Source organism: Ferruginibacter sp., assembly GCF_028288465.1.
Classification (GTDB): Bacteria; Bacteroidota; Bacteroidia; order Chitinophagales; family Chitinophagaceae; genus Ferruginibacter.
In genome coordinates this window covers 39,318-63,909 of sequence record NZ_JAQBNR010000018.1, presented here as the reverse complement: position 1 = coordinate 63,909, position 24,592 = coordinate 39,318, and the positions used below count along the sequence as shown (strand labels likewise).

General features: G+C 42.5%; 20 protein-coding genes. 12 read left to right on the top strand and 8 right to left on the bottom strand.

Features of this window, described 5'->3' with window-relative positions; genetic code table 11:
- Positions 1 to 447: PH domain-containing protein (locus tag JWR61_RS08105; RefSeq protein WP_301927338.1), on the top strand; the 447-nt coding region annotated here is incomplete at its 5' end.
- A gap of 146 nt (positions 448 to 593) precedes the next feature.
- Entirely contained in the window at positions 594 to 1,592 is a 999-nt protein-coding gene (locus tag JWR61_RS08100) for an amidohydrolase family protein (RefSeq protein WP_301927337.1), read from the top strand.
- A 45-nt stretch (positions 1,593 to 1,637) separates the two neighbouring features.
- On the opposite strand, the gene JWR61_RS08095 is transcribed toward JWR61_RS08100, so the two are convergent.
- Both JWR61_RS08095 and JWR61_RS08090 read right to left on the bottom strand, forming a co-directional pair.
- The gene (locus tag JWR61_RS08095; RefSeq protein ID WP_301927336.1) at positions 1,638 to 2,906 is read right to left on the bottom strand and encodes a Gfo/Idh/MocA family protein; all 1,269 of its coding nucleotides are present in this window, start codon (positions 2,904 to 2,906) and stop codon (positions 1,638 to 1,640) included.
- Positions 2,907 to 2,975: 69 nt separating this feature from the next.
- Positions 2,976 to 3,359: a hypothetical protein gene (locus JWR61_RS08090; RefSeq protein ID WP_301927335.1), complete on the bottom strand. Its 384-nt coding sequence runs from the start codon at positions 3,357 to 3,359 to the stop codon at positions 2,976 to 2,978.
- A gap of 142 nt (positions 3,360 to 3,501) precedes the next feature.
- Between JWR61_RS08090 and JWR61_RS08085 the strand changes: the two genes are divergently transcribed.
- The 4 genes from JWR61_RS08085 (at position 3,502) to JWR61_RS08070 (ending at position 10,310) form a co-directional block, all read left to right on the top strand.
- The gene (locus JWR61_RS08085; RefSeq protein WP_301927334.1) at positions 3,502 to 6,849 is read left to right on the top strand and encodes a ThuA domain-containing protein; all 3,348 of its coding nucleotides are present in this window, start codon (positions 3,502 to 3,504) and stop codon (positions 6,847 to 6,849) included.
- 141 nt (positions 6,850 to 6,990) lie between these two features.
- Positions 6,991 to 7,419, top strand: a complete 429-nt coding sequence (locus tag JWR61_RS08080) for an rRNA adenine methyltransferase (protein ID WP_301927333.1) — start codon at positions 6,991 to 6,993, stop codon at positions 7,417 to 7,419.
- A gap of 450 nt (positions 7,420 to 7,869) precedes the next feature.
- The gene (locus JWR61_RS08075) at positions 7,870 to 9,450 is read left to right on the top strand and encodes an amidohydrolase family protein (RefSeq protein WP_301927332.1); all 1,581 of its coding nucleotides are present in this window, start codon (positions 7,870 to 7,872) and stop codon (positions 9,448 to 9,450) included.
- A gap of 23 nt (positions 9,451 to 9,473) precedes the next feature.
- Complete coding sequence (locus JWR61_RS08070) at positions 9,474 to 10,310, top strand: hypothetical protein (RefSeq protein WP_301927331.1); 837 nt, start codon at positions 9,474 to 9,476, stop codon at positions 10,308 to 10,310.
- Between the two features lie 172 nt (positions 10,311 to 10,482).
- Here JWR61_RS08070 and JWR61_RS08065 read toward each other — a convergent pair whose 3' ends face one another.
- Positions 10,483 to 12,915 carry a TonB-dependent receptor gene (locus JWR61_RS08065; protein WP_301927330.1) on the bottom strand — a complete coding sequence of 811 codons (2,433 nt, stop codon included), beginning with the start codon at positions 12,913 to 12,915 and terminating at the stop codon, positions 10,483 to 10,485.
- Between the two features lie 226 nt (positions 12,916 to 13,141).
- Between JWR61_RS08065 and JWR61_RS08060 the strand changes: the two genes are divergently transcribed.
- A complete protein-coding gene (locus JWR61_RS08060; RefSeq protein WP_301927329.1) occupies positions 13,142 to 13,612 on the top strand; it encodes a GNAT family N-acetyltransferase in 471 nt (156 codons plus the stop codon).
- Between the two features lie 136 nt (positions 13,613 to 13,748).
- Positions 13,749 to 14,156, top strand: coding sequence for a DoxX family protein (locus JWR61_RS08055; protein ID WP_301927328.1), 408 nt, complete (start codon positions 13,749 to 13,751; stop codon positions 14,154 to 14,156).
- Between the two features lie 211 nt (positions 14,157 to 14,367).
- On the opposite strand, the gene JWR61_RS08050 is transcribed toward JWR61_RS08055, so the two are convergent.
- Together JWR61_RS08050 and JWR61_RS08045 are read right to left on the bottom strand one after the other, a co-directional pair.
- The gene (locus tag JWR61_RS08050; RefSeq protein WP_301927327.1) at positions 14,368 to 15,375 is read right to left on the bottom strand and encodes a YncE family protein; all 1,008 of its coding nucleotides are present in this window, start codon (positions 15,373 to 15,375) and stop codon (positions 14,368 to 14,370) included.
- Positions 15,376 to 15,386: 11 nt separating this feature from the next.
- Complete coding sequence (locus JWR61_RS08045; protein WP_301927326.1) at positions 15,387 to 16,352, bottom strand: DUF1259 domain-containing protein; 966 nt, start codon at positions 16,350 to 16,352, stop codon at positions 15,387 to 15,389.
- Between the two features lie 432 nt (positions 16,353 to 16,784).
- On the opposite strand from JWR61_RS08045, the gene JWR61_RS08040 reads away from it, so the two are divergent.
- On the top strand, positions 16,785 to 17,255 hold the full coding sequence (locus JWR61_RS08040; RefSeq protein ID WP_290338781.1) for an Lrp/AsnC family transcriptional regulator: 471 nt from the start codon (positions 16,785 to 16,787) through the stop codon (positions 17,253 to 17,255).
- Between the two features lie 3 nt (positions 17,256 to 17,258).
- Positions 17,259 to 18,245: an EamA family transporter gene (locus tag JWR61_RS08035; RefSeq protein ID WP_301927325.1), complete on the top strand. Its 987-nt coding sequence runs from the start codon at positions 17,259 to 17,261 to the stop codon at positions 18,243 to 18,245.
- A gap of 394 nt (positions 18,246 to 18,639) precedes the next feature.
- Here JWR61_RS08035 and JWR61_RS08030 read toward each other — a convergent pair whose 3' ends face one another.
- Entirely contained in the window at positions 18,640 to 19,272 is a 633-nt protein-coding gene (locus tag JWR61_RS08030) for a hypothetical protein (protein ID WP_301927324.1), read from the bottom strand.
- Positions 19,273 to 19,711: 439 nt separating this feature from the next.
- On the opposite strand from JWR61_RS08030, the gene JWR61_RS08025 reads away from it, so the two are divergent.
- Both JWR61_RS08025 and JWR61_RS08020 read left to right on the top strand, forming a co-directional pair.
- Positions 19,712 to 20,575, top strand: a complete 864-nt coding sequence (locus JWR61_RS08025; protein WP_301927323.1) for a S9 family peptidase — start codon at positions 19,712 to 19,714, stop codon at positions 20,573 to 20,575.
- Positions 20,576 to 21,359: 784 nt separating this feature from the next.
- Positions 21,360 to 21,926, top strand: coding sequence for a hypothetical protein (locus JWR61_RS08020; protein WP_301927322.1), 567 nt, complete (start codon positions 21,360 to 21,362; stop codon positions 21,924 to 21,926).
- A gap of 154 nt (positions 21,927 to 22,080) precedes the next feature.
- Here the strand turns inward: JWR61_RS08020 and JWR61_RS08015 are convergent, their stop codons facing one another.
- Both JWR61_RS08015 and JWR61_RS08010 read right to left on the bottom strand, forming a co-directional pair.
- Positions 22,081 to 23,109 (bottom strand): acyltransferase, encoded by a 1,029-nt coding sequence (locus tag JWR61_RS08015; protein WP_301927321.1) that lies wholly within the window; start codon positions 23,107 to 23,109, stop codon positions 22,081 to 22,083.
- A 147-nt stretch (positions 23,110 to 23,256) separates the two neighbouring features.
- Positions 23,257 to 24,342 carry a Gfo/Idh/MocA family protein gene (locus tag JWR61_RS08010; protein WP_301927320.1) on the bottom strand — a complete coding sequence of 362 codons (1,086 nt, stop codon included), beginning with the start codon at positions 24,340 to 24,342 and terminating at the stop codon, positions 23,257 to 23,259.
- Between the last annotated feature and the right edge of the window lie 250 nt (positions 24,343 to 24,592).

Here is a 24,592-nt window from a genome sequence, read left to right as displayed (position 1 = left end):
ATAACAATAGGAGTGACCATTCTTTTCGCAGGTATCATTATTGCTCAATATTCTATAATCAAAGACGCAGGCCATGCAGTTCCATTTTATGCTGCGATTACCTGCCTTCTTATCTATTTACTGGCATTTGCATTCAGACCTGTTAACTATGTTGTAACAAAGGATGAACTAATTATTGGCAGGCCACTTTTGAATGTTCATATAAAAAGAGCCGATATAAAAAGTGTAGCATTAATAGAGAAAGACAAAATAAAGGGTGCAATAAGAACATCTGGCGTTGGCGGTTTATTTGGGTACTACGGGAATTTTGCAAACTTTTCTTTAGGCCGTATGACCTGGTATGCAACCCGGATAGACAAGCCTGTTTTAGTTAAAACCATCGATAACAAAAACATTATTTTCACTCCAGATGATCCTGAAAAATTTGTAGAGGAACTTATCTCATAGTATCCAACCACCGCAGTGGTCAGACTAAAAGAACAAGCATGCAGAAAGCACTGCCCGAAATGAAAGATCAGCACTTACAATTTACTGCATAAAAAGAAATTACCTTTATATCATACACTCAAAACCAAACGCTGTAATAAAAAAATATGTTGAAACGATTATTGCCACTACAATGCCTTGTGTTGCTCCTGCTGATTGGTTCTAATAGTTATGGCCAGGATTCATCAAAAAAGCATCTTCCTATTATTGATGTGCATGTACATGCAATGAAAGTGAATCCGGCCTTTGCTGCGGATATGTGTCCATGGTTTTTAAGTAATATGCCCGGTGGAGACCCCAACCAGCCAGCACCGGCTTTTATAAATACGGATTGCGCTCAACCACTCAAAGCTGCAAAAAGCGATAAGGAATTTCAGGATGCATTAGTAGCCACCATGAACCGGCTGAACATGACCATTATTGCAAGTGGCGATGCAGCAGTTATCCGCAACTGGCAAAAAGCAGCTGCACCAGGCAGGGTGATTCCCAGCATTGGCATCAGTTCATCTAAAGACATGACGGTGGTGGCTTTTACGGATTCTTTGTCGGCTGGTTTTTATAAAGTGATGGGCGAAGTGGCTCCGCAGTACGGAGGCATGTCGCCCAGCGATACTTCACTGGATGGCTATTTTGCTGCCGCTGAAAAATTAAATATCCCGGTTGGCATACACCTGGGTACCGGCGGTAATGGCATGGCGAATATTACTTCTCCAAAATACAGGGGATCTATGGGCAATCCGTTGCTGCTTGAAGACCTGCTGGCGCGCCATCCTAAATTAAAAGTATGGGTAATGCATGCCGGTTACCCGATGATTGATGAGATGATTGCTCTAATGGGTGCCAATGCTTATGTATATGTTGACGTGGCAGGTATGATATGGAGTTATCCTTTGGCAGAAGTTAACGATTATATCAAACGGCTGGTGCAGGCTGGCTTTGGAAAAAGGATCATGTATGGAACAGACCTGATGGTATGGCCAAAGCTGCTGGAAACTTCCATTGGTGTAATTGAAAATGCAGACTATTTGTCTTTCGATCAAAAGCGGGACATTTTTTTTAATAATGCGGTACGTTTTTTCAGGCTTGATGAGCGTAAGTATAAATAATATTTCAATCTACTGCCGTGTTTCTTGCCAATATACAACCGGTTGTTATTTATCAAACTGTGCCAAATTAAGTTTGGGATCAATCTTTTGATTGGAGCGATATACTTCATCCCATGTTTTTGTTTGTCGTGTAACAGCAGCTTCCCTGCCCAATATAGCAGTTAAGGTAGACTCTGCACCTGACCGTATTCCATTGAGGTAATTGCCCGTTTCGATACTGCTGATAAAGGCCTTTTCCTTATTGGCATCCGCATCATGCAGCGAAGACAAAAATACGCCGGCAGCCTGCTGCTGCGGTGTTATTGCACTTTCACTTCTTGCGATGCCGGAGTCCCACTTGTTATCTCCGTTGATAAATACACCGCCACTGTAATGTGCTTCCGCAATGCCGTTGGTGCCGACAAACCTGCAGCAAACATCGCCAAACTGGTGGCCCAGTTGTGTGGTGTGGATACTGACGTTTACATTGTTGGGATATTGATACACTACCTGGTAATTACTATAGGTATCACCGATTTCGGTACGGGCTCTTGTGTTGCCCCTGCCGATGGCATTTAAAGGAAGCCCCTGTAATGCCCAGTTGCAAATATCCAGTATGTGAATGCCCTGGTCTAACAATATACCACCAGACATTGCATTGAAATAAAAATGATTGCGGATGCGTATTTCATCATCGGATACATTGTTACGTGTAATGATGGGTACAGAAGAGGAAAGATAATATAGCTGCACGGTAATCAGTTCTCCAATATCGCCCCGCTGTATCCTGTTGACCATTTCTGCATACGCACTTGCGTGGCGGATCTGGAAACCAATGACCACACTTTGTTTTCCGTTTAATTTTTCACCCAGCTGAATGGCCCTTCTGCATCCTGCTACATCGGGTGCCACGGGCTTTTCGCAATACACATGTTTACCCGCCATAACAGCCGCTTCCAGGAAGCCCACATGGCTGTAGGCCGGGGTAGAGATTTGTACAGCATCCACGTCTTTATTCTCCAGTAATTTCAGGTATGCTTTTGATCCCTGGTAGATATTGGCTGCCGGTATTGCAGCAGCATTTTTAGCTGTGTTCAGGCCATTGAAAACCGGGATGGCTTTTTGCAACTGGTCGTCAAAAATGTCTGCCATGGCTACAACACTGCTGTTCGTATTGGCGATCATAGAGGAGAGGACGGCAGTACCCCTGTTGCCACAGCCAATGATACCTATCCGGATAGCTGAGTTGGCCCTTGTACCAAAAACAATTGATGGTTTTAAAATAGAGAAGGCCGAAACAGTGGCAACATTTTTTATAAAGTTTCTTCTTTTCATATGTTTTCGTTAATTGGTTTTACTATCATTGCGGGCGGTGCAATACGTTATTTATTTCGTTGCATAAACCTATGAAAAAATGTTGATGAATGTAGTGATGTTATAAGGTGTGGTGTGTAAAGAAGGCAGGCGCAGCAATTTCTGGTAACTGCCTGCTTTAATTTCTACTACAGCGTCCTTCCTGTTGTCTGTTGCAATGGCGCCAACATTTACAGAAAATGCTCCTTTGCCATTTGTAACAATATTCGCTTTTTCAATCAACCTGTTTTTATACATCAGCGGGTAATATGCCGCCATGTTGGCATAAGACTTTTTTACAGTGTTCTGCAATTGAATATGAATGGTTGAAAGAGTTGAACCTGTATAAGAAAGTCCGGACAGAATTTGGTTAGGTTTATTAAAGAGGTGGATGGAACTACTGAAAATATTTTGCGCATTGTTGAAGCCAATCATCCACCAAGTATAGGCTCTTAAAATATAGTTTACTTCCTGTATAGAATCGTATAAGTGAAAGTTGAAAGTCGTAATTACATAACCGTCAATTAAACATTTTACAATATCTTTCGGGTAAATTAATTACTCTTTAAACATTCAGATGAAAAAGCTTGCCAGTTGCCTTTCACTTGTTGCTGTTGTGTTATTCTTTAACAGCTGTAGTACCAAAGATTCCAACGCCCGTAAAGTATTATTGTTTACCAAAACAAAAGGCTATCACCACGAATCCATTCCTGCAGGTATTGCCGCCATACAAAAAATGGGCAAGGATAATAATTTTGGTGTGGACGTAGATTCCAGTTCAAAAGTATTTACAGATGCTGACCTTAAGCAATATAAAGCTGTTATTTTTTTAAGCACAACCGGCAACATCCTTAACAGTGATGAGCAGGTAGCATTGCAGCGTTATATACAGGCTGGTGGAGGTTTTATGGGTATACATGCAGCAGCAGATGCGGAGTACAACTGGGCATGGTATAATAAATTAGTAGGTGCTTATTTTAAAAGTCACCCCGGCAACCCGAACGTAAGAAAAGCTACCGTGAATGTTACGGACACGGGCTTTATAGCCACCAAAGGCCTGCCTGCAAAATGGGAACGTACCGATGAATGGTACAATTATAAAAATATCAATGCTGACCTGAAGGTAGTAGCTACACTGGATGAAGACACTTATGAAGGTGGCGAGAACGGTAAAGATCATCCCATCGCCTGGTACCATAATTTTGATGGAGGCCGTGCATTTTATACCGGTGGCGGGCATACCTCTGAAAGCTACAGCGAGCCGTTGTTTCTGCAACACCTGGCAAACGGAATACAATATGCCATGGGTGCCGATTCTGCCAAACTGGATTATTCAAAAGCCTATGCACCCAAAACACCGGAAGAAAATCGCTTTACAAAAACGGTCCTCACCAACGATTTAAATGAGCCGATGGAAATTGCCGTTACACCAACCGGCGTAGTATATATCGTTGAACGCTCCGGCAATTTTTATGCATACAAACCGGCGGATAATATCACCAAACTCATTCATAAATTCAAAGTATTGCCCGATACCAAAAAGGCTTTTGGCAATGGCTTGCTGGGTATGACGATTGACCCGGATTTTGCAGCCAATAAATATGTTTACTTTTTCTATTCACCGGATTCATTGCCCACACCCACGCATCAGAATATTTCCAGGTTCAAAATGATCACAGAAGATTCTATTGACCTGGCTTCTGAAAAAGTAATCATCCAGGTGCCGATTGACCCCGAAGTAAGCGCTCATACAGGCGGTTCACTTGCATGGGATAAAAACAACAACCTGTTCATCTCCACCGGTGATAACACGGTGCCTTTTGAATCGAATGGCTATGCGCCGCTGGATGAAAGACCAGGCAGGCTTACATTTGATGCACAACGGTCTGCAGGTAACACCAATGATCTGCGGGGTAAAGTAATCCGCATTCACCCGGAAGCAGATGGATCTTACACCATACCGGATGGCAATTTATTTGCAAAAGGAACAGCAGGTACGAGACCGGAGATTTATACAATGGGTTGTCGTAACCCTTACCGGATAACGGTTAACCAGGCTACATCAACTTTGTATTGGGGCGAAGTTGGTCCGGATGCGGGCGAGGATTCCAAATATGATCCGCGTGGGTATGATGAATTTAACCAGGCAAAAAAAGCAGGCAACTTTGGCTGGCCTTATTTTGTAGGCGACAGCAAAGCCTATCATGATTCTGATTTTGCTACTCACGTCATCGGCCAGTCCTTTGATATCAACGGGCCGGAAAACAATTCTCCCAACAATACAGGTATCAAAAAATTGCCGGCACCCACTAAAGCAATGGTCTGGTATCCTTACCCGGTATCACCCGAGTTTCCGGACCTGGGCGAAGGCGGCAGAACAGCCATCGCAGGATACTTCTATCATTACAATAAAAGTCTTGCAAAGAAGAACAGTATACCGGAATATTATGATAACAGTCTGTTTGTAATGGACTGGATGCGTAACTGGGTATTCGCATTGCGTTTTGATGAGAATGAAAATTATAAACGCATGGAAGCATTTATGCCGCTGACAGGAGATTTCAGACGGCCCATTGATATGGATATTACGCCGGAAGGGATTATGTATGTGCTTGAATATGGCGCCGTGTATGGGGCAGACAATGATGATGCAAGACTGGTACGCATTGATTACAATGCCGGTAACCGTGCACCTGTGGCAAAAATCAGCGTGAAGGATAGCATTGGCATTGCTCCGTTAAAAGTTGATTTTAGCAGCAGCAATAGTTATGATTATGATGAAGACGATCAGCTGAAATATGAATGGACATTCGAAGGCAATAAAGCAGGTTCAACAGAGGCAAACCCAACATATACTTTCAGCAATAAAGGCGTATATAAAGTAACCTTAAAAGTAACCGATCCCTCCGGACTAAGTTCAGTTGACACGTTGGAAATTAAAGCAGGTAACACCATGCCCGAAGTAGCCATCAATACAACAGGTAACAGTTCGTTTTATTTTGGTGATGCCACATTGGGTTATGCAGTGGAAGTGAAAGATAAAGAAGATGCAACGATCGATCCGGGTCGCATTCATGTTAAACTGGATTATATACCCAAAGAGCAGGGATCATTTAAAACCGTGCAGGGTAAGGGTACCTGGGTAATGCCGGGTAAAGCGTTGATAGCTTCCGCCGATTGTAAGGCTTGCCATACGGTGGACCACACCGTTGTTGGACCGGCATTTACGGCTATAGCAGCAAAATATAGCAACAAACCAGGGGAGATAGCAAGGCTTGCCGGTAAGATCATTACAGGCGGGGCCGGCGTATGGGGAAACGATCACTATATGAATGCACACCCTCAGTTAAGTAAAGACAATGCCACTATCATTGTAAAATATATTCTTTCCCTGGCGCAGCAAAAAACGCAGGATAGCCTGGCAGCAACAGGCACTGCATTATTGAAACAACCTGTGGGTGCAACAGGCGGCACCTGGGCTTTGACGGCCGCTTACACAGATGGCGGCAATGGTGTTGTGCCATTAACAACCAGCAAACAACTTGTGCTAAGGCAGCCCACCATACAGGCAGAAGATGCGGATGTAATTAACCGCATACAACGGGATGATAAGATGCTCGGGAGCATTCACAACAAATCTTATTTCGTACTAAAAGGTATTGATCTGAAAGGCATCAAAAACATAGCCTATTATTATTCATCCGAAAAAATAGACGCAACCATCGAAGTGCATATTGATTCCATAAAAGGCCCTGTAGTCAGCACATTGAATTACCAGCAAACCGGCGGCTGGAACAAGTTTAAACAGGTAAGCGCCACTGTTAATGATCCCGGCGGTATACATGATTTGTACTTTGTGTTTAAAAAAGATACAGAGCCCAACCATGATATGTTTGCACTGGATTGGTTGCGGTTTGAGCAATAGAGCCGGATGTCGGAAGGCTGATTTTTTGATATCTGATTTCTTTTGGGTTAAAGATGTTTTAAGTTTGTTCTGCCTGTGCTTAGTGTGTAGTGCGCATGGATATAAACATGCATATTATGTTGAATTAAAAAATGAGAAGGAGTGAATTTTGATCCTGATAACAGCATTGTTAAGCTTTGCGCACAAGGCATGGAACTGGAGGGAAAAGGTGAAACAGAAGAAGCCCATAAACTATTCCTGCTGGCCTGGCAAGCAGCTGCAACTGACTTTGAAAAATTTATTTCTGCTCATTATGTTGCAAGACATCAACAAACTGTTGCGGACAAATTGAAGTGGGACGAAATTGCTTTACAAGCAGCATTGAAAATAGGGGAGAAAACAATGCAGGCAAACTATCCTTCTCTTTACCTCAACGTCGCTAAATGTTATGAAGATTTAAGGGATTTTGACAAAGCGAAAGAAAACTATCAATTAGCATCCTTATTTTCTGGTAAGCTGCCAGATGATGGTTATGGAAAGATGATAATTAGCGGAATTAAGAATGGGATAGAGAGGGTCTCGCAATTATAAATTGATACAAATTTTCACCAGGGCTTCAATCTAACACCACGGCTTTTACTTTCATCTAATGAGATTTATCTTTTCAACCAAGTCCTTTCTATGTGTGATTTATTCATGTACTAAAGATGGTAAACAAGAAGATGCAACTGCAAGCCAGGTTAAAATTACTGGTGATTAAAATAACAGCAGATACTTTGGAGTGGAGAAAGATGAATGAATAGAAAGTGATTTCCAATATTAAAAATAGGGCTGATAATATCAAGCACTTTGTAGGTCCTGGTTAGCCGCTCTTATCAATAAGCAAATTTTAATTTCGAAACCAGGCATCATTATTTCCTCAAACACTGTTAAAACGCACTACTTCAACATGCAGATACTCGCGGACTATCGTGGCCCGTCTGTACGCGATTTAATTTTCACTAAACAAAACTTTGTAAATTACGTATTCAACTACTCCTTATGCGTTCAACCTTTCTGCTTATTTTTTCAGCAATAATTTTTAATGCGGTAACTGCACAAATAGCCAAGGCACCTTTGGTGAAAGAGGGTGAGGGGCCATGGCCGCAACTGATTATCCGCGGCGTTACCTTAATCAACAGCACGGGCGCACCCCCCATCGGCCCGGTCGATATCGTTGTAGAGAACAACCGCATTGTAAACGTCTCGAATGTAGGCGCACCGGGCGTTTCCATCGATCCAAAACGCCGTCCGCAACTGAAAGAAGGTGGTAAAGAGATACAGGCAGAAGGTATGTATTTGTTACCCGGCTTTATTGATATGCATGGTCATATTGGTGGCACGGAACAGGGCACGCCAGCCGAATATGTGTTTAAATTATGGATGGCCCATGGCATTACCACGATTCGGGAACCGGGAAGCGGCAACGGTCTTGAATGGGTGCTGGATGAAAAAAAATTAAGTGCTGAAAATAAAATCACTGCGCCCCGTATTTATGCCTACTCCTTTTTTGGACAGGGAGCCAAACAGCCTATCAGTACGCCCGAGCAGGCCATTAACTGGGTTAGAGAAAATCAAAAGAAAGGAGCCGACGGCGTAAAGTTTTTTGGCGCAGCACCGCAAATAATGGATGCCGCATTAAGGGAAAATAAAAGACTGGGTTTGCGCAGCGCCTGTCACCATGCACAAATGGATGTGGCCCGTTGGAATGTGCTGAACTCTGCACGGGCAGGATTAACGTCAATGGAACACTGGTATGGTTTACCCGAAGCGATGTTTGATGATAAAACGATCCAGAACTATTCGCTCAATTATAATTACGCCAATGAAGCCGATCGCTTTGGGGAAGCTGGCAGGCTATGGAAACAGGCAGCACCACCTTTCAGTGATAAATGGAACAAGGTGATGAATGAGTTGATTGCGCTGGATTTTACACTGGATCCAACGTTTAATATTTACGATGCTACCCGGGATTTGCAGCGTGCAAGAAGACTGGAGTGGCACGACAATTATACCCTGCCTTCCTTATGGAAATTTTATGAACCCAGCCGGGAATCGCATGGTTCTTTCTGGCTGCATTGGGGAACAGAAGATGAAATTGCGTGGAAAGAAAATTACCGCCTGTGGATGACTTTTGTAAATGAATATAAAAACCGTGGCGGCAGGGTTACTGCCGGAAGCGATGATGGTTTTATTTATGAAACGTATGGGTTTGGTTATATCAGGGAGTTGGAGATGCTGCGTGAAGCAGGCTTTCATCCGCTGGAAGTAATTCGTTCAGCCACCCTGTATGCTGCACAGGCACTGGGTGCAGAAAAAGATTTAGGCTCAGTAGAAGTGGGCAAACTGGCCGACATGGTGATCATTGATGTTAACCCGCTGGAAAATTTACAGGTACTGTATGGCACAGGAACCATTAAGGTTACAGCTGATAATAAAGTAGTAAGGGCAGGCGGAATCAAATATACCATTAAAGACGGCATTGTGTACGATGCTAAAAAGCTGCTGGCAGATGTAAAGAAAATGGTAGAAGCTGAAAAAGCAAAAACAGGCTGGAAATTGAAACAGCCGGGAGAGGAATAATAGTTTCATTCAAACGCCTGCAGATGCAAACCAGCATTTCAAAAAAACTAAGCCTTTTTTATCTTTCGCTTGTGCCGTTGGTAACTGCGATACTGGGCTTTGGCGTTGGGCATATAAGCTACACCATTTACCTGCCGGTTTGGATCATCAATGTTTGCCTGATGATAACCGCCGCCTGGGTGCTGGGGCTGAATGTTGTAAGAAATGCCGATGCTGAAAAAAGAGAGTTGGCCTTGGGTGCATTCTTTTTAATTGTACCCTGGATACTGGTTTCTATTTTCTTTGGCTTCGGGCCACCTCCTTCAACAGCAACTGAATGGACAGCCACGGCTGTTGAACAGCAGGTAAGATATTCTATCTTGATTGTTGCCGGTATTTTTATCGTGTTTGGAGTTGCCGTGGTTCGGGATAAATTGAAAAAGAGGGGAGAGCATTTTTATTCGCAACTTGGTTTTGTTGCCATCCTTATTTTTATTCCGCTCTTTATCATCAATATGATTTTCTGGGGATATTTTTTAACGGCTGCATTCAACATTTTAGCGGCATCAGGTTCAGAAAAAATGCCTGAATGGTATAAGCCTGTCAGGGGTTTGTTTAGCATGATCTCGGTTGTTGAAGTAGCGCTTACTTATTTAGCCACTGCAGCTTTTGCCATATCATTAAATCGTGCGGGCTTGTTCAACAAAATACCGGCAAGAATTTATGTTGCTGTTAGCGTACTTGCTTTTGTTATCGTTCTCTTATCTACCTGTTGCCCCGAACCATTCGTTACCGCCGGTTATGCAGTGTCCATTCCTGCCATCCCTTTTATAATGCCTTATTTTATTGGCGTTAATTTATTGCGGCGTTCAGGCAATTAACCTCCGTTAAAAATTCTTATTACAACTACCTCCGGCAACCAGGTTGTTAAGTAATGATTGAACATACTATCCATACCATCGCTGTGTAGTTATTTTTATTTGCAGATATATAAAAAAGCACCCCCATATAAATTGGGGATGCCAGCTTTAAAAAAATAGTCGTGCTGTGCAACTAAAATTTATATCCCACGGTAGCAACTACCTGCCTCGGCGTGATAGGCGTAATGCTGTAATTATCATGCACCAGGTAATTTACTTTATTAAATACGTTGGCCAGTTTGCATTGCAGTGATAATTTTTTAATGCTGTATCCTGCGGAAAGGTCAACCGTTGTAAATCCCTGTAGCGGTAATAGTCTGCTTCCCAGCTGTACCTGCCCGATGGTATTGTTGTAACCACCCAAACGATCACCGGTGTAAAAGCCGGTAATGCCCAGTTTTAAACCTTTTACTGCGGTTTTCTTAAAAGTATAAAACGCAGTGAAGTTAGCGGTATGGTGCGGATTGATTACCACCTGTTCGCCTTCAATATTAGATCCCTTAGCGCCGGATGTTTTTGTAAAACGCATGTTGTTATAACCATAGCCTGCAATAAAATAAATGTTTTTTGAAATGGTGCCGTTCACATCCAGTTCAAGTCCGTCGCTGGTTGTCTGTCCTTTCAGTTCTTTTACAGTAGCGTCCGAATTCAATGTGCCGTCTGCTTTAAATTCTGCCTGCTGTGCCAGGTTGCTGTTGATGATTTTATACATGCTGAAGTTGACAGAAAGTTTGTCATTCAGGAAATTGTTTTTAACACCCACTTCATATTGGTCAACGATAGAAGGTTTCAGCAACTGGCTGTAAATATCCGTACCAGTATTGATGGTGAAATTATTGGAGTAGCTGCCGAATACAGAAGTTGTTTTGGTTGGCTGATACACAATGGCCAGTTTGGGCGAGAAGGCCTGGTTGTTGGCTGTTGCTGCAGCGCCTTTTGTAGTGGCTTGCGTAGCTGTGGTGAAGATGCTGGTCTGTACCGTTTCCTGGTAGCTCCATCTTACACCTGCCAGCAATTTTATTTTATCTGTAAGGTTTACAAAATCCTGTACATAAATACCAACACGGTTACTGGGAGCAGTGGTAGCGGTGGTAACGGCCGCATCGGGAATATCGTTGCGGCGGGTATAAAGGCTGGGGTCGAGTATATTTATTTTATCGTAAGTGGTAACAACCGTTCCGTTACTGGTGATTTTAAAAGCATCTGTTTGAGTTTCAACTCTTGTAAAGTCAGTACCCACCAAAACCTGGTGCAAAATTTTACCGGTTGTAAATTTCCCGTTCAGGTTTACCTGGGTTGTATAGTCTTTTTCAATGCTGTGCGCTCTTGCCAGTGTGCGGTTCCAGTCGCCTGTTTTGCTCACTACATTGGGCAGGCCTGCGCCAAAAGAATTGACATCCGTTTTTTGTACCGATCCGCTGAAAGCGAGTTGCCAGCTGTCATTAAAAGTGTGGTTTACATTAAAAGCGCCGGACTGCTGTTTTACATTGTTATACGCCCAAAGCACATTGATAAATCTGGAAACAGGAACGTTGGAAGGCAGTACGCGTCCACTGTCCAGCGTACCAATGCCGAAGTCTGGGGTAAGCTTTGCATCCAGGTAATCGCCCTGTACCAGTAGCGTTGTTTTTTTGCCAATATTGTATAAAAAAGACGGATTAAAATAAGTGCGTTTGGTTTTTACCACGTCTCGGAAGCTGCGGTCATTTTCATACGTTCCCACCATTCTGAAAGCAAGGTTTTTAAAAATGGGACCATACACATCAACAATCGGTTTGTACTGGCTGTTGCTGCCCACCTGCATTTTTACTTCGCCTCCATATTCAAACTTTGGTTTCTTTGTTACCAGGTTTACAATCAATCCACCGGATACATTGCCATACAACATAGCACTGCTGCCCTTCATTACTTCCACACTTTCCAGCGTGGCAGCTTCCGGCATACCGGCGATATTACTTACCAATCCATTTTTTAAAATGCTGCCTGCGCCGCCATTAATACCAATGCTGTAGCCACGTGCGGTATAAGTTTCATTAACGCCCAGCCTGGTTTGTGTAATGGACACGCCGCTTACATTTCTTACAATATCGCCTACCCGGGTTGCTTGCTGATCGCTGATAACCGTGTTGCTTACAGACCCAACAGTTTGCGGCAGATCCATGTTCCCAAGCAACGATTTGGCAGAAGAAAGTGTTTTATGATTCTGGGTACGGTTGCTGTTGATAATTACTTCATCCATCTTTTTCATGCTTTCATCCAGCGTCACATTCACCTCACTTATTTGATCAGCTGTTACTGTTATGGACGTTTCCTGTGTTTTCAAACCCACAAAAGAAACAACGAGTATTTGCTCTCCTGCATTTATTTTGCGCAGTATAAATTTACCGTCTGTGCCAGACTGTGTAGCTTTTACAGTATTCTTTACAGTGATGGTTACACTGTTGGCAGGTTGTCCATCGCTTGTTATAACCCGGCCCTGTACGGTGCCTGTTTGTGCAGTTGCTGTTTGTACGCAGGCGGCGCTGCAAAACAGAAAAAAGAAAATCGCAGTTAGTTGTATGTTCATGATCAGTTTATATTGTTAGAATAGAATGCAAAGGAAATCAAACAAAAAGGGCAGGGCTTTCAAAATCGGGAAATCGGTTTATACAATGCGGAAAAACCGAAATGTAACCACCGGGGATATTTTTATTTATTTATTTGTAACCAGTTGCGCATATTGATTGATGACAACGCAATGTATTGGCCCTGCGAAAAATGCTAAGTTTGCAAAAATTATTTTACTATAACTCATGGAACAAATAACAATAAGAAAAGCCAGGCAGGAAGATATGGAAACACTGCTGCAGTTTGAACAAGGGGTTATTAGTGCGGAACGTCCCTTTGATATTACCTTAAAAGATGATCCCATTCAATACTACAATTTGCAGCAACTGATAGCCGGGGAGGATGCAGAACTGGTGGTTGCTGTAGTTGATAATCAACTCATCGCGTCCGGTTACGCCCGTATTGAAAAGTCGAAACTGTTTTACAGGCATGTGCAGCACGCTTACCTTGGGTTTATGTATACAGTGCCCGGATACAGGGGCAGGGGCGTAAATGCCCTTATACTGGAAGCACTGAAAAATTGGGCATTATCGCGGCAAATTACAGAGTTGCGCTTAGAAGTATATTTTGATAACCAGCCCGCCATCAAAGCGTATGAAAAAATGGGCTTTGCTAAAAATTTAATAGAAATGCGGTTGGGGCTGGGAGAGGAGTAGAGCAGGTTATCTGCGTACACCGGGATGGCATGAATCAAATCCCTTGTGATGAGCAGGTTTACATCGTTTGAAAGTGTTGTATTTTCATCCCATTAAGTTACCAGGTGGGCAATACCTTACTTATAAATTTATTAAAATGAAAAGTACAGTGAAAACTAAATTATTGTTTATAGTGTCTCTGTTGTTTGGCCTGGTGTTTATAAATGCCGGGCTTAGCAAATTTTTTAATTATATGCCCGCACCGGAAAATTTACCTGCTAAATTTTTAAAAGCGATGGCTGCAGTGGCAGCAATTGGCTGGCTTATGCCGCTGATTGGAGTTGCAGAAATCCTTGGCGGCATCTTAATAATCATTCCACGAACAAGAGCCCTGGGGGCTTTGATTATTTTCCCTGTGATGGCAGGAATATTTTTGACTACCATAGTGCAGGATACCAGCGGTTTACCTGTTTCAATCATTCTCTTTGCGATATTAATTTGGATAATGTACGATAACAAAAAACGGTACCTGCCCCTGATACAAGAAAACCAGCCGGAAAAATAAGCAATAAGTAATATTTCGACCTGCACAAAGTGCAAACGGTGGAGTAGATTGTACAAGGCCAGCCTGCGTTTATTTAGGTTACAGGTATTGCGTGCTATCCCGCTCAGTTAATAGACAAAACTGTTTGCAAATGAAGTACTACTATTTTTATTCATAGCGTTCACGCTTAAAGAAGATAGTTCAGCGAGTACTGATGCTTCCAGATACCAGCTCAATTTTTTATACCATAAACCAATAATGCTGCGTCACTGTTAAAACTTTTTGGCCTGGCAACTATTAACCGGTTTGATTGCGGAAGAAAGAGCGAGGTTCTTGCCCCTGACCGGGAAGGTATCTTCTCAACTAAAGTATAAGTGTTGGGAGTTTCCTGCTTAAAAATATCAATGTAACCACCACCACAACTAAAATAAATACTTCCATTTTTTGGGTTGTAAAAAATATCATCCACATCACTATCGGTATCAAAAGCTGTAATCAGTTTTCCTGAATCAGCATCCAGTACCAGCAATTTTGCAGGGTGCCTGCAGCCAATAAATAGCCGGTGGCTGGTAACATCTAATGCCATCGGGAAATTCGATTTAGCAGCTGTCAACTTCCATCTGTCTGTTACCACCTGCTTTTCCAAACCGATCACTTCAACCTGTTGTTTGCCGGGTACGTTTACATAGATTTTCTTTGCTGCAATATCCAGTTGAAATGATTCAGGATGCCCCTGTAGCTTTACATCTGCAACCTGTCTTAATGTAGCTGCGTCAATAACTGCAATACCTCCTTCACCATAACCAACATAAATTTTTTTGTTTACGGCATCATAGCGCACATTATCGGCATCGCCTGGTAATTGAACCGACGTTATTTTCTGATAAGTTGCTGTGTTAAAAATAGCACATACGCCGTTACCACCATTTGCCACAAACAGCATGTTTTTCCCGGGGATAAAAGCGATCCCCTGCGGCTCACTTAAACCGGTAATGCTATGAATAATTTTGTTTGTTCTTAAGTCCACCACCTCTACACTGTTATTTCCGAGTGCGGCTATAAAAATATGTCCGTTAGCACTGTCAAATGCAAGATGATCAATCCTGCCGGCTACACCGGGCAAAGCAACGGATGTAATCAGTTGAAGTGCCTGGCTCTGTTTGGAAGACTGTGCGTTGCAGCCTTCCAAACAAAAAACAACCAGTATAATAGCAATACAATAACTTTTTAATTGACTCATTCTGCTACATTTTAATGCCCCATACCTTTTCCAGTTTTGTCTAAGGCAGCTTTTAATCCTTTTGCCAGCTTTTCAACAGGGCCAACACCCCAGTAATGCAGAAAGAAAATTTTTGGTTCTTCATGTACCATGTGATTATGAACAGCTACTACCTCAATTCCATTTTCAATAAGTGTTTTAATTACTGGTTGCACCTCATCCATCAGCATGGTAAAATCCCCGGCAACTGCGGCTCTGTCAGCAGTACCCTGCCATGCAGCCCAGGTATTGAAACCCATAAAGCTGCTGATAGGAACACCATGCTCCCTCAGCATTACATCGGGCCTGCCAATGGTGTATTTGTACACGCCTTTGCTCATTTCTCCTTTATGTCCCATCAAAGAATCCAGCATGGGGATATTTAAAGTATTTACTACACTGTCAGCTTTGGCTGCTTTGGGATCTGCGCCTCTTGACTGGCTTACCTTGTCTAAAACAGCTTTTGCATTGGCTGCAAGAGTTGCAGCATTGCCAAAGCCACCAATATGCATATACATTACATTAGGCCGGTTGCGTACAAAGTGATTGTGAATTGCGGTGATGGAAAGCCCCTGCCTGATTACTTCCTGCTGTACCGGTGCTACATCGTTTTCAGATAAGATAATATCTCCCATCATCATTACACTATCCCCGCAGGGGGTAAACGCTATCCATGTACCCAATCCCATGGGGGGGATTATTTTAAAACCATCTACTATAATATGCAGGTCATTTTGCGGAACAGTAATTTTATATTCACCATTTTTTACTGTGCCCTTCATGCCGGTAACTGCAGCAATTTTAGCGGTATCAAGTTTACTGCTTTCGGGGGAACAGGCAAGGGTATCTTTTTTGTTTTCAACGATGGCAGATGGCCTGGTGCCACTATTACAGGAAGCCATCAGCAAAATTGCGATGGCAAATGCACATAACGGAACTATTTTTATTGACTGTTTCATGTTTATTGTTTTAGCAATTTGGTATAAGTATGCCGCGTGATACCGGTAATAATAAAACCTGGATGGATGATTGTTTTAACACTTCTAAATGTATTGAAAATATTTGTTGCGCTATCGTTAACAAAATCCGCCTGTAACAGCTGCATACTGTTTCACCAATACTTTGAACCGGGTATACCGGCTGTTGTAATTTATTTTTTGCCGGATTTTTTATACATACTACAGCTGATATAAATCGTTTCGCCTTGTCTCTCTAAAGGGATATAAAATGAGGACGTTTTGAAGCTCTGCTACTGCAATTATTCAGGCCATACAGATCACTACAAGAAAAAAAAATTCATAAATGTGGAAATATTCAGTCTTTTGTTCGGTAAGTATTTTTTTTTTAGAATTTAATTCTGAATTATAGTACATTTACAGAAACATTCAAATATGGAACTTATCTTAGACAGTACGGATTTAAACATCTTAAAACTGATGCAGGACAATTCCAGGATCTCCAATGCCGACCTTGCACGGGAACTTAAGATGGCGCCTTCGGCCATGCTGGAACGGGTTAAAAAGCTGGAGCAGAAAAAAGTGATTCTTCAGTATACCACGCGGATTGATCCCGCTGCCCTGAACCAGAAACTGCTGGCATTTATTTTTATCCGTTCGGCAGAAGGATTTACCTGCAGCAGTCAAACGGCACAGGCCCTTTCAAAAATTCCGGAGGTACAGGAAGTGCACCATATTGCCGGCGAAGATTGTTTCCTGGTAAAAGTGCGGATAGCAGACGCCGCATCGCTGATGAATTTAATGCGCAACTCCTTTCAGAAAATACCCAACATCGCATCCACTAAATCGGTGATTGTGTTGGAAACCGTAAAGGAGCAACAACAACTAATCATTCCAAAAAAATAAGCCATGCCAACCAGTTCAAAAAAAGAAGTTTCTACACTGCTGGTAGTAATTGCCTTTGCTACGGTTTACCTGGTGTGGGGATCTACCTATTTTTTTATCCGCAAAGCGGTGCTGCACATTCCGCCGATGATGCTGGGCGCCATCCGTTTTTTGATAGCCGGTTCTTTACTGATGGGGTGGAGTTTGATAAAGGGAGAACGCATGGGCACCTGGCAGCAGATAAAGCCCGCCATCATCAGTGGTTTGCTGCTGCTGCTGGTAGGTAATGGCGCTGTTATATGGGCTGAAAAAACGTTGCCAAGTTCTTTGGTAGCGGTGCTTGTATCTTCTTCGCCTTTGTGGTTTGTGTTGCTCGACAGACCAAAGTGGAAAGAGAACTTTAGCAACCGCTCTGTATTAACCGGGCTGGTGATCGGCTTTGCGGGTGTTATCTTATTGTTCAGCGAAAATGTTACCAAAGCTTTTGCTTCTCCCGACAGCAGCAAGGCCATTGTTGGTTTGGTGGTGATTGTTATTGGCAGTATGAGCTGGGCAGGCGGCTCTTTGTATTCCAAATACAACTCCAACACTACGGCTACCATCAGTTCAGCCTGGCAGATGCTGGCAGCAGGCCTGGCTTTTATTCCGGGTATTTTTTTAGGGCATGAATGGAGTGGTTTTCAATGGCAGGCCGTAACAGCAGATTCCTGGTTTGCACTGGTATATTTAATCATTATGGGCTCACTGGTAGGGTACAGTGCCTATGTATGGTTGCTGCAGGTGCGGTCTGCCACACAGGTTAGTACCTATGCATACGTAAACCCTGTGGTAGCTGTATTGCTCGGCGTATTCTTCGCCAACGAACACATGAGCCCGCTGCAGATCACCGGCCTCGTGGTAATTCTTACAAGCGTGCTGCTGATCAATTTGTCAAAATACCGCACGGCGCAAAAGAAACCGGAGGTGAATTGTACCGTGAAAGGGGTGGTGGTGGAAATGGGGAAACGATAAGACAGGTGTTTATTAGGTAAACACTATAAAGACAAAGCATATAGCTACGTTGTAAAAAAAGATGTTGCTTTTGATCCATCATACACCGGACTTCTGTCTGGTATACATTTGTTACTAATACATGCGGTTTTTTGAGATGGTATGTTATTCAGAGAATAAGAACAGCCGGACGGGAAAGCTACGCTGCTTGTCCAGGCTTCGTTCCAGTGCATGGCACCTTTCGCCGCTATTGGTAAATAATTTAATGTAGCCGCTCAGGCTTTTATTCACCTGGCTTCAGTTAATATGTTTTTTGAAGTAGCCAAATACCAGCGATGCCGTCGCCAAAAGTTTTAAAGCCGATAGTACGGGATACCAACGATAACGAGAGTTATCTTCAGCAACAACCTAACACTCAGCAATAACGGGCATCAATAACCGAAGCCGGTAAAAATGCCGGGGCACTGCAATACCCGCCACCGGCCAGCCGGTAACGCAACGCCACCGCAACAAGGATCACCGTACCGGCAGGAGCCGGAAGCGTCCACTGCATCGTCTGTGCAGGAATCAACGTATCCGTATAGGCAATCTCCATCGTTGTGGAGTGGCTGCCCGTTGGCGCAGCTCCCATTAGCATAGAACCTGCGACGGTAATGGTACAGGTAACGGCCACCGTATGTTCAGGAGCAGTAATGGTTTGTTTTGGTATAAAGGCAGGGATATGCAGGGTGATTGTATTGGCAGCAGGCTGTTCCACCAGTAAACCCAGTTTCCACCTTTCGGCAACACCCGGGCAATCCGTAAAGCGGAATTGGTTTACAAAAGGAATAGCAGTGACAGGGGGGAGGGTAGCAGCATTGGCAGCACCCAGCCACTTTGCAATAGCGCCCGAAAACCGGATCTGCATCCGCCTGTCTTTGGGAAAGGGCAGTACCGGCAGCAGCAATTGCCGCAGGCTTTTTCCGCAGGCCGAAGCGATGCCGAAATTACCGTTGCATACTTTGGTAGCAGCAGATAGTTTTACGGTAGCAGGCAGTGACCTTGCCATATAAGTTCCCGCCCTTTTAAAGAACACCACATTGTTCATCCGGCCCACTGAGATAGGTCTCCATTTGTAAAGCCATACGGATTGATTTTATTGGTAAATGTATTGTGACCCTTTATGTCTCCTTCTCCTTTTGGAGCTGTATTGTTTTGTACAAGTACGTTATATCTACGTTAGCCAACGTAGATATAACGAAGGGATGCCGGATGAATAACGAATGAAACCCGGTGTTGGTATATAAACGGCAGGACTATTATTTACCAGCAATACTGTGGTTGCTTCCTTAAAACTCCATCATGCATGGCAGTCTTTTTTTTGCTGCCAGCCTTGCAAAAACAACGACAGCTTTATTCGTTTCCGGTAAGGACATTTGGCATTGCAGCTTACAGCCTATATATTTGAGTAGTGTGCCATTTTTCATCATCCCGCTAAAATGTACAATATGCCCCGATTTATAAAACACTACTTCTTTGCCTTTTTCCTTTTCTCTATAATCAATGCTTCTGCACAATCAGACAGCATTGTATTGAAAGATTTGCAATGGGACAAAGCCAATCCTGCAGGTTCAACAGAATTATTTATTCCCTCTGCCGGCTCGATGCTGGCTGGGTTTATTTACAGACCAAACGGCCATGAAAAACATCCCACGTTAATTTTGCTTCATGGCTTTCCGGGCAATGAAAGAAATCTTGACCTGGCACAAGTTGTAAGAGCACATGGATGGAACGTGCTCTATTTTAATTACAGGGGTGCATGGGGCAGCCAGGGTAAATTTAGTTTTAAAAATTGTGTGGAAGATGTAGGCAATGTGGTTGCCTTCTGCAACAAATACCAGGACTCTTTAAAAATTGATACAACCAATATTGTATTGTTTGGTCATAGTATGGGCGGATGGGTTTGCCTTAAAGCATTGCAGCAATTGCCCCAAATTAAAAAAGGCTTCGCACTATCAACGTGGAATATAGCCGGTGATTTGAAAAATATCCAAAATGAAAAGCAACTGGCGACGTTGGTGAAAAACCCTAAAATCTTCCCTGATTATTTTGTGCTCAACGCAACAGCGATGGATATTTTTCTTCCTGCATTCAAAGCAATTTCTTATTACCAACTGGAAAGGAATGCAAAGGCTTTAAGCGCCAAACAACTCATAATGCTGGATGAGCATACAGGCAACAAAGCAATTGCTGATTCAATCAAAGAGCAACATGGTTCGTTTTTCGATTACCAGGTTTGGGAAACAGATCATGGGTTTACAAATAAAAGAGTTTCACTGATGAATAAACTTATTTCGTTTCTTGACAGGTAAATCAGCTTAAGGTAAAGTTCACTTAAGCAGCGGTAAACAAGGTAATATAGTTTTGTGCAAGCATGGATCTCCAGGCTTCAGTTGGTATGTCTTTAAAATAGCCAACTATCAGGGAGGCCATTGTTGGTCTTATTGACCAACAACCGAAGCACACCCCATAAAACTTTAGGTATTGAGTTGTACTCCCATGCTGTTTTTTGTGCAGAAGCTTGAATACATATATTGGAACCGGTGAAGTCCGGCTATGCAGTTTCCCGGAAGAATATTATTATTATTCGTCAGCCCATTTTATAATACAGGGATCGATAAGCCTGCCATGTTTACACATTACTAAAATACAATGCTGCGGTTGTTGGTCAATAAGACCAACAACGATGTTTTGAAAGACTTGGCCGCTCTTAAGTTCAATGACGCAATGATACTGACCGGGATTTCATGTCAATAAAACTTCGCACACGCCGCTGCTGGCAGAATAGTTTCGCCGCTGTTTGTAGAATAATTTAGCCTATTGTTTTCTTTTTTGCGCATATCCCGGACGTTAGTATCCAACAACAAAAGAATAAACTACAACACAGGCTCAGATGGAATCATAAGGCAATGTATTTGTTAATTATTATGTTGTCGTCCTGTAGAAAACAACATAAATCTCCATAGCAGAAATCTGGCAAATGAAAAGAGGATAAGCAATTTATTTTGGGTAAATAGCAGATCGGATAAAAGAAATAGCTTATTATTATATCAGCAACATGCATATTACCCGTAAAATAATTAAACAGCTTTCCTTATGAATCCGAGAAAATTATTCAACGTTATCCTGAAAATATTCGGGCTCTTTTTTTTACGGGAAATTATCAATACCATTCCGCAGCTTGTTACTTCTATTTTTAGATATTTTGTCAGCTCAGACGCAGGGCCCATTATTGTAACTTTTCTTGTTTCAATATTTATTCTTTCATTGTATACTCTGCTCGTTATGCAACTGCTGTTTAAAACCAATAAATTTATTGATATGCTTAAGCTTGATCAGGGATTTTCAGAAGAAGCGCTTTCGTCTGATAGTCCGGACGAATTCATAAAAGGCATTTCAAGTACAGCAATATTTACTATTGCGCTGATAGTAATAGGGGGCGTCATTCTAACGGATGAAATCCCCAATTTTTGCAGACAATTATATGTGTATTTCAGTCAGAGTAGTTCAAAATACAACCCAGTAAAGCGAGACTCTTCCTACATGATTTTTTCCGCCGCAAAAATTATTATCGGGCTACTATTTTTAGGAGAAAGAAAACGAATTGTTGATTTTATTGAGAACAGAACAACAGATAATGCTGACGAAATAATTGAAGAATAGACTTCAGCGTTCGTCGTCAATTGCGGGTTGATGCCTCAAAGTAAAATGGATATTAAACGACCCAAACCATCTTTTATAAAAAAGGCGGTTTCGCTGATCATTGGCCCCCAGCCAGCCCTGTACCAGCCAACAGATGGGTTACCAGCTCAACACTTTAACCCGCCAATTTTTTTAAGACCGGTATTTTTTTCATTCCCATTATTAACCCGCATGAAATAACCAGGCAGGTAACAGTTATTAAGGGGATGCTTATTATGGGATGAAGGAAATCAAACTTTAATCCGAGCCGCAAAAAAATGTTTAAAATAAGCAGGTGGGAAAGATAAATACCATAGCTATACTTACATATAATATCAACCGCCCTTTGCCAGGTTGAATGGAGGGTATAATTTCTTTGCCTGCAAATTAAATAAACACAAAAAGACATTACACAAACATTCAACGAAAGATTGTCCATAAAAAGCTCGTTGATTTCATTTTCTTCTACCGAAGCAAAATAAGTACGGATGGCCGTGTACAAAAATCCTGTCAGGAAAAGTGAGATCAGCAGCAGCTGGTTAAATTTTCGGGTGGTTTTAAAAAGATAATTGCCAAGCACGATATAACCTATAAAACCAGTAAAAAAGTTATAGCTGAAATTAATATCGTAATCAGACAAATATGGGTCAATTAATAAGAAGAAAAGCCAGAGCACAAAAAAGTAGATATACTCTTTTTCTGTAGCAACCTTTGTCCATTTTGATAGAAAAGGAAATACCAGGTACATGCTCACAATAACGTACACAAACCACAAGTGTGAAGCGGTGCCGGATAAAAATTGGTTGCCTGTAAAGGCCAGTAGTTGACCAATACTTTTAGCCGGGTCGGTCAGTTCCTTCCAGGAAAAAAAGAAAAGATACACAACGCTCCAGAAAAGGAAAGGCAGTACAATGCGGTGAAACATTTTTGCAAAAAAGCTCTTCAGGCGGTTATCATAATTCTCCAGTGCAAACGAGCCGCTAAGCATAATAAAGACTGGTACACCCCATCGCACAGAAGAGTCAATAAAAATACTGGTCAAAAAGTAAGACTTTGAAATAGCAGGATATAAAGACGAAATGGTGGAAGCTACATGAAGCACAATGACCGCAATGGTAGCCAATGCCCTTAGATTATTTGCCCATATTAATTTAGCCGAACCCATAGTTGTAAAATTAAACTTAATCCTACTTTCATTGATAACTTCAATAGCTTACAAATGGCTAATCATATCAATTCTATGCTTCACTAATTGGTGCTCTGATCCTTACTACGAATTGCACTACAGGTGACTTGCTCAGGCAGTCAATCTTTACAGCAACGATACAACCTGCCCCGTTTTGATTGATTCATCACACGCAAAAGCAATCCGTAAACTGTTCACAGCATCTTCGGCATGAGCGCTGAGGTCGGTATTTTCCAAAATGGCTTTTAAAAAGTAACGCTGCTCGCGGTTGCAAAGTTCCTGGTGATCGGGCTCATCTTCCAGGTTGATCCATTCATCCGGTTTCAGAAATTTTTCATTTTCATCCAGGTCTGCATGATGAAAACGCAGCGACTCTGTTTTGGTGTGTGCTTCAATCGACGAAGATTTGCCTGTACCGCCTGCTTCTTTGGCCACGATGGATACTGAGCCTTTTGGACCAAAGACATCCTTTACGAAAAAGGCCGTCTCGCTGATCATTGGTCCCCAGCCCGCTTCGTACCAGCCAACGGAACCATCTTCAAATTTTATTTGCAGCTGACCATAATTATAATTACCTGCAGGGATGGCTTCAGTAAGTCTTGCACCGATGGCATGTACGGCAACAGGTTTGCTCCTTGTCATCTGGCACATCACGTCGATATAGTGTACACCGCAGTCTACAATCGGGCTCAGGCTGTTCATCAGGTTGCGGTGCAGTGTCCACATGGCGCCATCGCTTTGCTGGTTCAGGTTCATGCGCATTACAAGTGGTTTGCCCAATTGCCTGGTTAATTCAATAAAGCGCTCCCACGAAGGATGATGCCGCAGGATATAACCTACCACTAACTTTTTACCAGCTTTATTTGCGGCGGTCACAACGTTTTCTGCCGCCACAACAGAGGCAGCCACCGGCTTTTCTATAAATACATGGCAACCGCTTTCGAATGCTTTAATGGCGAAACTTTCATGCGTATCAGGATAAGTAGAAATGCAGACGGCGTCGGGCTGCGTTGCTTTCATGGCGGTATCCATGTCATCAAACAAGGCATATTGATTGCCCAGCCTGGCATTTAGCAATTCTTTGGATTTCCCCCTGGATACCAATCCGCAAATTTGAAATCCATCTGTTGTATGATATGCCATGGCATGAGAAGCGCCCATGTTGCCGCAACCCACTACCAGGATGCGCAAGGCTTTTGATTGACTTTGCATAAAGTGAATTTGTTTATGTTAACAGAAGGCGAATGTAAAGTAAAACTTGTTTAATTGTCTTGTGATGGGCGTTCTGATATTAAAATACCAGCTGATAGTATTGCAAGGGTTGCCGGGTGACTGGCAAAAGCACTGACCTGTGCCTTTAACCCGTTTTATTATTTTGCCAGTGTTTGCCGGATTGTATGATTTTTCGTATATTTTTTTCTTAGCTTTAAAGTGACAATTTTTTGCACCGGACTGCATTGCA